The sequence below is a fragment of the Nostocoides sp. genome, from assembly GCF_037045025.1.
In the GTDB taxonomy this organism is placed as follows: domain Bacteria; phylum Actinomycetota; class Actinomycetes; order Actinomycetales; family Dermatophilaceae; genus Nostocoides_A.
Genome location: NZ_JBAOHM010000013.1, coordinates 482,882 through 495,266, shown reverse-complemented (window position 1 = coordinate 495,266; position 12,385 = coordinate 482,882). Strand labels below are relative to the sequence as shown.

General features: G+C 69.7%; 8 protein-coding genes and 1 pseudogene. 2 read left to right on the top strand and 7 right to left on the bottom strand.

Going from position 1 to position 12,385, the window contains the following annotated elements; all coding sequences use genetic code 11:
* Positions 1 to 3 precede the first annotated feature (3 nt).
* The 6 genes and pseudogenes from hisB to V9G19_RS18145 all read right to left on the bottom strand — a co-directional run bounded on the left by hisB (position 4) and on the right by V9G19_RS18145 (position 10,141).
* Positions 4 to 603, bottom strand: coding sequence for an imidazoleglycerol-phosphate dehydratase HisB (hisB, locus tag V9G19_RS18170; protein ID WP_462286818.1), 600 nt, complete (start codon positions 601 to 603; stop codon positions 4 to 6).
* A 6-nt stretch (positions 604 to 609) separates the two neighbouring features.
* Positions 610 to 1,776, bottom strand: a complete 1,167-nt coding sequence (locus tag V9G19_RS18165; protein ID WP_462286817.1) for a histidinol-phosphate transaminase — start codon at positions 1,774 to 1,776, stop codon at positions 610 to 612.
* Positions 1,773 to 3,117: pseudogene (gene hisD, locus V9G19_RS18160) on the bottom strand (histidinol dehydrogenase). The gene V9G19_RS18165 and the pseudogene hisD overlap by 4 nt, the downstream one beginning before the upstream one ends.
* 63 nt (positions 3,118 to 3,180) lie before the next feature.
* Positions 3,181 to 6,225: a bifunctional [glutamine synthetase] adenylyltransferase/[glutamine synthetase]-adenylyl-L-tyrosine phosphorylase gene (locus V9G19_RS18155; RefSeq protein WP_462286816.1), complete on the bottom strand. Its 3,045-nt coding sequence runs from the start codon at positions 6,223 to 6,225 to the stop codon at positions 3,181 to 3,183.
* 104 nt (positions 6,226 to 6,329) lie between these two features.
* The gene (locus V9G19_RS18150) at positions 6,330 to 7,667 is read right to left on the bottom strand and encodes a glutamine synthetase family protein (protein WP_462286815.1); all 1,338 of its coding nucleotides are present in this window, start codon (positions 7,665 to 7,667) and stop codon (positions 6,330 to 6,332) included.
* A gap of 149 nt (positions 7,668 to 7,816) precedes the next feature.
* Positions 7,817 to 10,141, bottom strand: a complete 2,325-nt coding sequence (locus V9G19_RS18145) for an immune inhibitor A domain-containing protein (RefSeq protein ID WP_462286814.1) — start codon at positions 10,139 to 10,141, stop codon at positions 7,817 to 7,819.
* A gap of 253 nt (positions 10,142 to 10,394) precedes the next feature.
* Here V9G19_RS18145 and panB point away from each other — a divergent pair, with 253 nt between their 5' ends.
* On the top strand, positions 10,395 to 11,264 hold the full coding sequence (gene panB, locus V9G19_RS18140) for a 3-methyl-2-oxobutanoate hydroxymethyltransferase (RefSeq protein ID WP_462286813.1): 870 nt from the start codon (positions 10,395 to 10,397) through the stop codon (positions 11,262 to 11,264).
* A 4-nt stretch (positions 11,265 to 11,268) separates the two neighbouring features.
* On the opposite strand, the gene map is transcribed toward panB, so the two are convergent.
* Positions 11,269 to 12,132 carry a type I methionyl aminopeptidase gene (gene map / locus V9G19_RS18135; RefSeq protein WP_462286812.1) on the bottom strand — a complete coding sequence of 288 codons (864 nt, stop codon included), beginning with the start codon at positions 12,130 to 12,132 and terminating at the stop codon, positions 11,269 to 11,271.
* A gap of 56 nt (positions 12,133 to 12,188) precedes the next feature.
* On the opposite strand from map, the gene V9G19_RS18130 reads away from it, so the two are divergent.
* Positions 12,189 to 12,371, top strand: a complete 183-nt coding sequence (locus V9G19_RS18130) for a methionine aminopeptidase (protein ID WP_462286811.1) — start codon at positions 12,189 to 12,191, stop codon at positions 12,369 to 12,371.
* Positions 12,372 to 12,385 lie beyond the last annotated feature (14 nt).

Below are 12,385 nucleotides of genomic sequence, written 5' to 3'. Positions count from 1 at the left end.
GGTTTAGAGGCTGCCCTTGGTGGACGGTATGCCGCCGACTCGCGGGTCGGGCTCGATCGCCGCGCGCAGGGCGCGGGCCACGGCCTTGAACTGCGCCTCGACGATGTGGTGCGGGTCGCGGCCGGCGAGCACCCGCACGTGCAGGGCGATCCCGGCGCGGAAGGCCAGGGTCTCGAAGACGTGCCGGGTGAGCGAACCGATGTAGTTGCCGCCGATGACGACGTATTCATGCCCGGGCGGCTCGCCGGTGTGGACGCAATAGGGGCGGCCGGCGACGTCAACGACGGCCTGGACGAGCGCCTCGTCGAGCGGCACGATCGCGTCCCCGAAGCGCGCGATGCCGCGCTTGTCGCCGAGGGCCTGGCCGAGCGCCTCGCCGAGGACGATCGCCGTGTCCTCGACGGTGTGATGGGCGTCGATGTGGGTGTCGCCGGTGGCGGTGATGTCGAGATCGATGAGCGAATGCCGGGCCAGCGAGGTCAGCATGTGGTCATAGAAGCCGATGCCGGTGATGATCGAGGCGACCCCGGTGCCGTCGAGGTCGAGCTTGACCTCGACGCTCGATTCGCTGGTCTCGCGACGCCGTTTAGCCTTGCGGGACATCAGATTTCACGCGCCTTCCGCGGCAGGGACAACGGCCTGGTGTCGGGGGCCGAGGGCGGCGAGGGCCTCCAGGAAGGCGGTCGTCTCCTCGGGTGTGCCTGCGGTGACCCGCAGGTGGTGCGGGATCTGCACATCACGCACGAGGACGCCGCGCTCCAACAGCGCCGCCCAGGTGGCGGTGGCGTCGGCGAGGCCGCCAAAGAGCACGAAGTTGGCGTCGCTCGGGACCGGGTGATAGCCCGTGACGGCCAGCTCGTGCGCAATCCGGTCACGCTGCTCTTTGATCACCCCGACGGTCGCCAACATCGTGTCCGTATGCCGCAGCGCCGCCACCGCGATCGCCTGCGTCGGCGCGGACAGGTGATAGGGCATCCGCACCAGCCGCAGCGCCGCGGTCAGCGCCGGGTCCGCGGCGAGGAAACCGAGGCGGCCACCGGCTAGGGCGAAGGCCTTGCTCATCGTCCGGGTCACGACCAGCCGCTCGCGGCCGGGCAACAAGGTCAGCGCGCTCGGCGTGCCGGGGCGGGCGAACTCGGCATACGCCTCGTCGACGACGACAACGGCCCCGGGCGCCGCGGCATACGCGGCCTCGATCACGTCCAGCCCGACGGCGGTGCCGGTCGGGTTGTTGGGCGAGCAGATGAAGACGAGGTTGGGATGTGCCGACTCGACTTGTGCGGCAACGGATTCCGGGTCAAGGGTGAACAGTCGCCCCGGATCGGCGCTGCGCGTGCCCGCGACCCACGGCGTGGCGGTCGTGCCGGCGATGATGCTGTGCATCGAATAGGACGGGGTGAAGCCGATCGCGCGCCGCCCGTGGCCACCGAAGGCCTGGAAGAGGTGCAGCAGCGCCTCGTTGGAGCCGTTGCCGGCCCACACCTGGTCGGCGCCGATCACCGTGCCCGACCGGGACAGATAGCTCGCGAGCGCCCGGCGGAGGGCGGTGAACTCCCGGTCGGGATAGCGGTTGAGCCCGGGCAGGGTGCGGGCCAGCTCGGCGAGCATGTCCGCGACCACGTCGGCAGGCACCGGATAGGAGTTCTCGTTGGTGTTCAACGCGGCCGGGACATCCAATTGCGGTGCGCCGTATGCCGTTTGGTCACGCAAGTCCTCGCGCAGCAGGGCGCGCACGATCTCGTCTGCGGGAAGACCCGCGGCGGCGGGTGCGGTCACCGGCTCCCCCGGCCGGCATCGGGAACCCGGGCGGTGACGGCTTCGCCGTGGGCGGGCAGGTCCTCGGCGTCAGCCAGCGTGACAATGTGCGCCGGCGACCTCGGCCAGGGCCTCGCGGGTGTAGTCGACGACGTGGATGCCGCGCAGGAAGGACTGGACCGACAGCCCGCTGCTGTGGCAGGCGCAGCCACCGGTGGGCAGGACGTGGTTGGAGCCGGCGGCATAATCCCCGAGCGAGACGGGGGAATAGGGGCCGACGAAGATCGCCCCCGCATTGCGCACCCGCGCGGCGACCGACGCGGCGCCGGCGGTGATCACCTCGAGGTGTTCGGCGGCATACGCGTTGACGACGGCCAGACCCTGGTCGAGGTCGTCGACGAGGACGATCGCCGACTGGGGCCCGCGCAAGGCCTCCTGGACGCGCTCGCTGTGCTTGGTCGCCGCGGCCCGGCGGGTGACTGCCGCGGTGACGGCGTCGGCCAGCGCGGGGCTGTCGGTGACCAACACCGAGGCGGCCAGCGGGTCGTGCTCGGCCTGGCTGATCAGGTCGGCGGCGACGAAGTCGGGGTCGGCGCCCGCGTCGGCGAGGATGGCGATCTCGGTCGGGCCAGCCTCGGCGTCGATGCCGATCCGGCCCTTGAGCAGCCGCTTGGCGGCCGCGACATAGATGTTGCCGGGGCCGGTGACCAGGCTGACCGGTTCCAGGAGGTCTTCACCGTCGCGCAGGCCATAGGCGAAGGCGGCGATGGCCTGGGCGCCGCCGATCGCCCATACCTCCTCGACGCCGAGCAGCGCGCAGGCCGCGAGAATCGTCGGGTGCGGATAGCCGGCGAGCGCGCCGGTGTTCTCCCGCTGCGGCGGGCTGGCGACGGCAAGGGAGCCGACGCCCGCGAGTTGGGCGGGGACGACGTTCATGACCACCGAACTCGGGTAGACCGCGCGGCCGCCAGGGACATAGAGCCCGACCCGGTCGACGGGGACCCAGCGCTCGGTGACGGTGCCGCCGGCGCTGACCGCGGTCGTGACCTCGGCCCGGGTCTGGTCGGCGTGCACAGCGCGGGCGCGGGCGATGCTGACCGTCAAGGCGGTCCGGACGTCGGGGTCGAGCCCGCCGAGGGCATGGGCGAGGGCCTCCTGCGGCACCCGCAGCCGCGGCGGACGGACCCCGTCGAAGCGTTCCGCGAACTCGGCGACGGCCTCGGCACCGCGCTCCCGCACGGCTGCGCAGATGGGCTCGACGTCATGCAGGGCGGCGTCAATGTCGAACTGTGCCCTGGGTAAGCAGTCGCGCAACTCGCGCAGGGACAGCGGCCGGCCGCGCAGATCCTGTCGCCGCATCATGGGCCCGATTCTAGGCGGGCGGCTCAGGAGCCGCTGCGGCGTCCGTCCCCGGCGCCGGCGTCCTCACGATTCTGGGCCGCCCGGCTCGCCATAGAACAGCCGGTCGACGACGGCGCGGGCGCGGCGGCCGATGCGGCGATAGTTTTCGGCCAGCTCCTGGCCCGAGCCGGGCGCCAGGCCGAGGATGCGCGCGGTGCCGTCGGCCTCGCGGGCGTCGGTCGGGATGGTCTCGACCGGGCGTCCGCGGTGGAGCATCGCGGCATCGCGGGTCTCGTCGGCCTGAATCCACGCCGCCGCCAGCGTGGCGTGGTCGGCGGCAGAGATCAGCCGCGCCTGGGCGAGCGCCTCCAGCGCCGGCAGCGTGGAGGTGGTCCGCAGCGTCGGGTAGGCGTGGGCGTGTTCGAGCTGGAGCAACTGCGTGGTCCACTCCACGTCGGACAGCCCGCCCGTGCCGAGTTTGAAGTGGGTGCGCCGGTCGGCCCCGCGTGGCAGCCGCTCGGCCTCCATCCGAGCCTTGAGGCGGCGGATCTCGCGCACCTGGGTCTGGGTCAAGCCGCTGTCCGGCCAGCGGATCGGGTCGATCAGGTCGAGGAACTTGGCCGCCAGATCGGGGTTTCCGGCGACCGGCCGGGCCCGGACGAGCGCCTGCGCCTCCCAGGTAAGCGCCCACCGGTCGTAATAGCCGCGATAGGAGTCCAGGCTGCGCACCAGCGGGCCGTTCTTGCCCTCGGGCCGCAGATCGGCGTCCAGCCCGATCGCCGGGTCGGGGCCGGGGACCGACAGCAACCGGGTCAGCTCCTTGATGATCTCCAGGGCCTGATCCTGGGCGCGTCCCTCGTCGACGCCGACGTGCGGGTCGTGGACAAAGATGACGTCGGCGTCGGAGGCATAGCCGCACTCGCGGCCGCCGAGCCGGCCCATGCCGACGATGAGGATGTCGGTGAGCCGCCCGTCCCCGGAGCGCGCGAAGGACCCGAGCACCGCGTCGAGGGCCACTTGGATGGTCGCGTCGGTGATATCGGCCAGCCCGTGGCCGACGCCGACCGAGTCCAGCCCGGCCACCAGATCCGCGACCGCAACCCGGAACAACTCCACCTTGCGGACCTGGCGGGCCGCCGCGATGGCGGCATCCGGGGTCTTCTTCGACCCGGCCGCCACCCGCATCCGGCGCTCGATGTCGGGCCGGTCGCGCGGTTGCAATCCGCCCTGCTCGCCGAGGATTTGCACTGCTTCCGGCGCTGAGCGCAACAGGTCGGCGGCGAAGCGGCTGCGCGCGAGCGACCGCGCGAGCTGCTCGGCCGCCTGCGGCTCATCACGCAGCAACCGCAGATACCAGTGCGTCGTGCCGAGCGCCTCGCTGACATCGCGGAAGGCGAGCAAGCCACCGTCTGGATCGGCTTCGGCGGCAAACCAGCCGAGCATGACCGGCAGCAGGTGACGTTGGATCGCCGCGCGCCGGGACAGGCCCTCGGTGAGGGCCTCCAGGTGCCGCAGCGCGCCCTTGGGGTCGCGGAAGCCGAGGGCGAGCAGGCGGGCCTCGGCGGCGTCGGGGGTCAGCCGGACTTCGTCGCTGCCGAGGCGGGCGACCGCATTCAGCAACGGACGATAGAACAGCCGTTCGTGCAGCCGACGCACCTCGCGCGCCTCGGCGCGCCAGGCCTGCTCGACCGCGACCGCGGGGTCTTGGCGCAGCTCCAGGGCACGGCCCAACCTGCGCAAGTCGGCCTGTCCGGTCGGCATCAGGTGGGTGCGCCGCAGCCGCAGCAGCTGGATGCGGTGCTCCAGGGTCCGCAACAGCCGGTATGCCGAGCCGAGCACCGCCGCGTCCTCGCGCCCGACGTAGCCGCCGGCGGCCAGAGCCGCGAGCCCGTCGAGCGTGGTGCCCGAGCGCAGGCTCGGATCGGTCCGGCCGTGGACCAGTTGCAGTAGTTGGACGCTGAACTCGATGTCGCGCAGCCCTCCTGGGCCGAGCTTGAGCTGGCGCTGGGCCTCCGCGCTGGGGATGTTGGCCTCCACGCGGCGGCGCATCGCCTGGACCTCGTCGACGAAGTTCTCCCGCGACGCGGCCTCCCACACCATCGGCCGGACGGCATCGAGGTAGGCCTCGCCCACCTCCCGGTCACCGGCGGCCACGCGCGCCTTGAGCAGGGCCTGGAACTCCCACGTCTTGGCCCAGCGCTCGTAGTAGGCACGGTGGCTCTCGACGGTGCGCACCAGCGGGCCCTGCTTGCCTTCCGGCCGCAGGGCCGGGTCGACCTGCCACAGGCTGCCGTGCGAGGTCGACTTGCCGCACGCGGCCATCAGCCGGGTCGCCATCGTGGTGGCGACGGCCATGGCCTCCTGTTCGCTGGCCCCGCCCGCCGGCTCGGCCACGAAGATGACGTCGACGTCGCTGATGTAGTTGAGTTCGCGGCCACCCGTCTTGCCCATCGCAATGACGGCCAGTCGGCAGGACGCCGCGCTCTCGCCGGCTTCTCGCCGGGCGATGGTGTATGCCGCTTCCAGCGCCGCTTGGGCCAGATCCGCGAGCGCGGCCGCGGTGGTCGGCATCGCGAGCAGCGGGTCGGGCGCGGTCAGGTCGATCGCGGTGATGCCGAGCAGCCCACGCCGGTAGTAGACGCGCAGCGCGTCGTCGGGGCTCAGCCCGTCCGGCGGGTCGCTGACCGCGCCGACCAGCCGCTGGATCCGCTCGGCGACGGTGCGCGGCCGGGCCTCGGCGACGCTGCGCCAATGCTCGGGGTGGGCGACCAGGTGGTCACCGAGGGCGATCGAGGCGCCGAGCACGGCCAACAGCCGCTGGCGGCCGACCCCGGGGCGGCGCAATTCGGCGATCAGCGCGGGAAGCTCCCGGCGCAGCGGCGAGTCGTCGGGCTCCTTATCGATCCGCATGCGCAGGGCCTCCATCAGCCGCACGAGCACCAGCAGCGCCAAATCTGGGTCGGCGACCAACCCGAGCGCAGGCAGGACCCCGTCGGCGAAGGAGTCGTCCAGTGGGTCGAGCAGCCCGGTTAGGGCCGGCTCGGCGAGCAGCCGCTCGGCCTTGACCGGGTCGGCGAAGCCCAAGCGGGCGAATGCCGCCGCCGTGCTCTCGACCCGGGCTGTGGACACATCCCTCAGCGTAGAGGTGGCCGCACCAGAACATGAACACGCCAAATCAACATCAACCCACCAGATCTGGCGTGTTCATGTTGGCGACCGGGGGGCAAGTGCCGTCACAGGCGGGGCAGCAGGCGCTCCAGCTCAAGGGCGGTGACCTGGTGGCGATAGTCCTCCCACTCGCGGCGCTTGTTGCGCAAGAAGAAATCGAAGACGTGCTCCCCGAGGGTCTCGGCGACCAGTTCGCTGCGTTCCATGGCGGCGATCGCATCGGAGAGCGACCCGGGGAGCGGCTCGATGCCCGCGGCGGCGCGTTCCTTGCGGGTCAGGCTCCAGACGTCGTCCTCGGTCTCGGGGGGGAGTTCGTATTCCTCCTCGATGCCCTTCAGGCCGGCGGCGAGGAGGACGGCATACGCGAGATAGGGGTTGCAGGCCGGGTCGATCGTGCGCACCTCGATCCGGCTGGACTGGCCCTTGAGCGGCTTGTACATCGGCACGCGCACCATCGCCGAGGTGTTGTTGTGCCCCCAGGTCAGGTGCGCCGGCGCCTCGCCGCCGCCCCACAACCGTTTGTAGGAGTTGACCCACTGATTGGTGATCGCGCTGATCTCGGCGCCATGCCGCAGCAGCCCGGCGATGAACTGCCGGGCGGTGGTGGACAGCTGATAGGGGGCGCCGGCCTCGTAGAAGGCGTTGGCGTCGCCCTGGAAGAGCGACATGTGCGTGTGCATCCCCGAGCCGGGGTACTCGGCGAATACCTTGGGCATGAACGTCGCATACATCTCCCGCTCCAGCGCGACCTCCTTGATGACCGTGCGGAAGGTCATGATGTTGTCGCTGGTGGTGAGCGCATCGGCATACCGCAGATCGATCTCCTGCTGCCCGGGTGCGCCCTCGTGATGGCTGAACTCGACCGAGATCCCGATCGATTCGAGCACGGTGATCGCCGCCCGCCGGAAGTCGTGCGCCTCGCCCTTGGGGACATGGTCGAAATATCCCCCCTGGTCGATCGGCTCGGGAACCTGCCCGGGCGTCCAGCCCTGCTTGAGCAGGAAGAATTCGATCTCCGGATGGATATAGAAGGTGTAGCCGAGGTCGGAACACTTGGCCAGGGTGCGGCGCAGCACATGCCGCGGGTCGGCCAGCGCGGGCGCCCCGTCGGGCAGGGCGATATCGCAGAACATCCGCGCCGTGCCCGGGCCGTCGCTGCGCCACGGGAGCACCTGGAAGGTCGCCGGGTCGGGCTTGGCCAGCATGTCCGACTCGAAGACCCGGGCGAATCCCTCGATCACCGACCCGTCGAAGCCGATCCCCTCGGCGAAGGCGCCCTCGAGCTCGGCCGGGGCGATGGCCACGGATTTCAGCGTTCCGAGGACATCGGTGAACCACAACCGGACGAACCGGATGTCGCGTTCTTCGAGGGTGCGCAGGACGAACTCCTGCTGACGATCCATGCCCGGCATCCAAGCGCACCCGTGTTACGGGTCTGTTAACGGTATGCCCGCGGCGGCCGTCCCGGGGTATTCCCCGGCAGGACAACGGGACGGGGCCCGAAGTGGTGACTTCGGGCCCCGTCCGCGCTTTCGGTTCAGCGCGATTTCCGTTAGCGAGTGAAGCTGACCGACAGCCGCATCGGCCAGCCACGCGAATGCATGTACTTGACCGTGATCTTGGTGCCGGAGCCGGGAACCTTGACCGAGTTCTGCGGGTTGGCCGAGGTCCAGTACTGGTTCGGGAAGGTGTCGCTGAACGTCGGCATCGCCGCGCGCGAGGGCACAGTCGCGGGCACCCCATTGAGGTGGAAGGTCACCTTGTCGGTGCGCTCGAGGCCGAACGAGGCGTCGAAGGATGTCCGCCGGTTGGTCAGCTGCCCGGTGCCGACCTTGATCGGACCCGGCCGCGCGTCAACCGGAAGGGCGAAGCCGCCGCCGGGGTGAGCATAGGTGTTGTTGTCGTTGTAGGACGTGTCGACGTACCACACCACCATGCCGTTCTGGAACGGGAAGCGCTCGACCCAGTCCGGCTTGGTGTTCGCCCAGCCGAAGTTGTACGGGCCGGTCCGCAAGGTCGCGTCGTAGCCGTAGTACGAGCGCAGCTCGGCGAGGTAGTAGTGCTGCTTCATCTCGGTGGTCGTCCCGGTCATCCGGGTGAAGCCGTCGGCGGTCCAGCCGTTGTCCCCGGATTCCACGTCGTCGGTCCACGCCGTCGAGCCGTTCTTGACCACCTGGATCATGTCGAGGAAGCCGCCGGCCTCGGCCAAGCCCCCGTCGGTGGCATAGCGGAAGCGGAACTTGACGTTCTTCCCGGCGTACGCGTTCAGGTTCCAGGACAGCTGGCGCCACTGCGGATCCACTCCCGTGACGGGGTCGCCAACCTGGGACCAGGTGCTACCGCCGTTGGTCGAGACCTCGGCGTACAAGTAGTCGTAGTCCTCTTCGATCTCGGCCCAGACCTGGGCGTTGATCGAGGCGGTCGACGCACCGCGCAGGTCGACGTCGCGAGTGAGCGTGTTCTGCAGGTCGTCGCCCGAGCCGGTCCACCACTCATAGTTGCCCTGGTAGGGCTCGTTGTATTCAACCGTGTGGGCCTTGTCGGGCAGCAGCACAGCGACCGCTTGCACCATCCCCTGACCGTCCTTGTCGGCCGGGCCGAGCAAGACGTTGGGGTCGGTCTGGCCGTGGCGGATCAACCGGTAGTCTAGCCAGCCGAGTTGCAGCTTTTCGTGCGGGCCCATATAACCGGGCGTGGTGCCGATGGCATTGCCGCCGCGGTTGAGCCACGAACCGGCCGACATGAGGGTCCAGAAGGCGCTGCTATTGCCCATGCCGGTGGCATCAGCGGTGTCGTAGTAGTCCCGCAGACCCAGGTCGTGCCCGAACTCGTGGGTGAACACGCCGAGGCCACCGTTCTCGGGCTCGGTGGTGTAGTCACCGATCCACATGCCGGAGTCGCCGAGCGGCACGCCGCCGAGCTTGTTGAACGACGGTCCCGTCTGGCCGATGTTCGTGGAGAAGGCGTACCACCGGTGGCTCCAGATGGCGTCCGTGCCCTCGGCGCCGCCGCCGGCTTCCTCACCCATTCCGGCGTGGATCGCCTGGAAGTGGTCGATATAGCCGTCGGGCTCGTTGAAGTTGCCGTCGCCGTCGTAGTCGTAGCGGTCCCACTTGTCGAACTGGGCCAGGTAGCTGCGGATCTGAGCGTTGCTCTTGCCCGCAGCACGCTCGGCGGCATACCAGGACGCTGCCGTGTCCTTGATGTAATTCCAGTAGCCGTCCGCCTCGGAGATGTCGTTGCTGCCGTAGCGGGCCTCGTTGTAGGGGACCTTGACCCAGTTCGAGACGTCGCCCTTGGCGAGGAAACGACCCTGGGACTGCTTCTGGTAGAAGTCCTTGAAGGACTCGCCGGAGCCGAACATCAGGTTCATGAAGTGCGCCCGGTTGAAATCGCGCACCCAGTAGGTCGAGTTGTCGTCGGTCGCGTCGCCATTCCAGTTGCGGTCCGGCGTGGGGATCTGGTTGTGTATCGGTCCCGGAGCTCCCCCGGTCGCGGGCATGGTCCGCGTGCCGAAGTCGGTCAGGACCGAGAAGATGCTCTCGGTCCGCTCGGTCGGATACCACACCCACCGCGTGCGCGCCGCCGCCGTGCCCCGGGCTTCGGGCCGGGTGCTGCCCGGGATCTTGATGACGCGGCTGGACCCACTGCCTTGCAGCGACGCCTTGCCGTTGAGCAGCTTGGCGACGGCGTCCTCGCGCAGCTTGGTCTGCGCGTCCCCGAGTGGGTTGGGCAGGCTGTCGCCGCCCTTGCGGGTGCCGGCATTCTCGTTGGTCGGCGCGGGCGATGACCCGGCCTGCGCGGTCGTTGGGGCCAGTGTCACGGCGAGCGCAGCGACCGCCACGCCCGACACGAGACCCACATGACGTCTCTTCACTACGTGTCCTCCCAGGATTGATTGCGGGTCCGCTGGTGGCGACCCAGGGCAAGGCAAGCATGATTCCGCGGGCAAGACCAGGTTTGCGACGCGAGGAATTTCGCCAGATCCGCTCCCTCATCGCAATTCCTGGTCTTGGGCGCGTTCCCGACGTCCATAACGATTTGATAACGCGCTCGTCCGGTCGTCCCGTGACCGACGCGGTAGGCCGCCACCGGATGCGGCCGGCCGGTGACGTCCTACGATCACGCTCATGAGCGAATCAGTCGCCCCCGCACCCGAGTCGACCGCCCCTTATGGCACCGGTGTGCAAGCCGCGCCGCAGCGCCGCGTCCGGATTCCCCACTTGCTGCAGATGAAGGAGCGCGGCGAGAAGTGGGCGATGCTCACGGCATACGACATGTATGCCGCGGAGATCTTCGACGAGGCAGGCATCCCGGTGCTGCTCGTCGGGGACTCGGCGGGCAACAACGTCTATGGCTTCGAGACCACGGTCCCGGTGACCGTCGACCACCTGGTGCCGCTCTGCCGGGCTGTGACCCAGGCGGCCAAGCGGGCGATGGTGGTTGCCGACCTACCGTTCGGCTCCTACCAAGCCAGCCCGCAGCAGGCGCTGGCGACCGCGACCCGGTTTATGAAGGAGGGCATGGCGCACGCCGTCAAACTCGAGGGCGGGGCGCCGATGGTGCCGGAGGTCGAGTTGCTCGTCCGGGCGGGCATCCCGGTCATGGGCCACATCGGGTTCACCCCACAGAGCGAGCACGTGCTCGGCGGCTACAAGGTCCAAGGTCGTGGGGCCGGCGCCGAGAGGCTGATGGACGACGCGCTGGCCCTGCAGGCCGCGGGATGCTTCGGCATCGTCATGGAGATGGTCCCGGTGCAAGCCGCGGCCGAGGTGACCCGGGCGCTGACGATCCCGACGATCGGCATCGGCGCCGGGCCGCACTGTGACGCCCAGGTCCTCGTCTGGCAGGACATGGCCGGGCTGCGCGGCGGGCGGGCCCCGCGCTTCGTCAAGAAGTATGCCGACCTGCGCACCACCCTCGGCGACGCCGCCAAGGCCTATGCCGCCGAGGTCGCCGACGGCAGCTTCCCCGACGCCGAGCATAGCTTTATGGAATAACCCTCTACGGGAGGGTGAGGATTTCGGCACCCCGCTCGGTGACCAGAAGTGTGTGCTCGAACTGGGCCGAGCGGCGCCGGTCCTTGGTCACCACCGTCCACTTGTCGTCCCACATGTCCCAGTCGGGCGTGCCAAGGTTCAACATCGGTTCGACGGTGAAGGTCATGCCGACCTCCATCGCGGTCGCGTATGCCGGGGCCGCGTCGTAGTGCGGCACGATCAGCCCGGAGTGGAACGCGCTGCCGATACCGTGCCCGGTGAAGTCCCGCACGACGCCATAGCCGAACCGGCGCGCGAAGGACTCGATGACCCGCCCGACGACATTGATCGGGCGGCCCGGGGCGATCGCCTTGATACCGCGCAGCATCGCCTCCTCGGTGCGCTCGACGAGCAACCGGGACTCCTCGTCGACCTCTCCGCACAGATAGGTCGCGTCGGTGTCGCCGTGTACGCCTCCGATGTATGCCGTGATGTCGATATTGACGATGTCGCCGTCCTGCAGCTCCCGGTTGTCGGGGATGCCGTGGCAGATCACCTCGTTGACCGAGGTGCAGATCGACTTCGGGAAGCCCCGGTAGCCGAGCGTGGAGGGGTAGGCGCCATGGTCGAGGAGGAACTCGTGGGCAACGGCGTCCAGCCGGTCAGTGGTCACCCCGGGCGCGATCAGCGCGGCTGCCGCGGCCATCCCCTCAGCGGCGATCCGGCCGGCGATCCGCATCTTCTCGATCGTCTCGGCGTCCTTGACCTCGGGGCCGGTGAAGGGCCGCGGCGCCGGCCGGTCGACATACTCCGGCCGGGCAATGGCGGCCGGCACCGGCCGACGCGCGGAGACCGCGCCCGGAGTCACACTTGCATAGGCGATCGGCATACGGTGGAGTCTAAGCACGGCGCGCGAGAACGCGCCGACCCGGCGAAGGAGCAGCCATGGCGTTCTGGTACAACGTGTCGAGCGGTCAGGTCGAGAGCGACGACAACAAGAGCCCGGGCGCCGACCTGATGGGCCCCTACGACACCATGGAGGAGGCCGGCGCCGCGCTCGAGACCGCAGCGGAGAAGACCCGCCAGTGGGATGAGGAAGACCGCCGCTGGAACGAGGGCGAGGACTGACGGGGCAGGCCAGC

Bases quoted from the DNA above. Each gene is read 5' to 3' on its own strand.
- map (WP_462286812.1), bottom strand. From the start codon at position 12,132: ATGCCGATCGCCTATGCAAGTGTGACTCCGGGCGCGGTCTCCGCGCGT.
- panB (WP_462286813.1), top strand. From the start codon at position 10,395: ATGAGCGAATCAGTCGCCCCCGCACCCGAGTCGACCGCCCCTTATGGC.
- hisB (WP_462286818.1), bottom strand. From the start codon at position 603: ATGTCCCGCAAGGCTAAACGGCGTCGCGAGACCAGCGAATCGAGCGTC.
- V9G19_RS18150 (WP_462286815.1), bottom strand. From the start codon at position 7,667: ATGGATCGTCAGCAGGAGTTCGTCCTGCGCACCCTCGAAGAACGCGAC.
- V9G19_RS18130 (WP_462286811.1), top strand. From the start codon at position 12,189: ATGGCGTTCTGGTACAACGTGTCGAGCGGTCAGGTCGAGAGCGACGAC.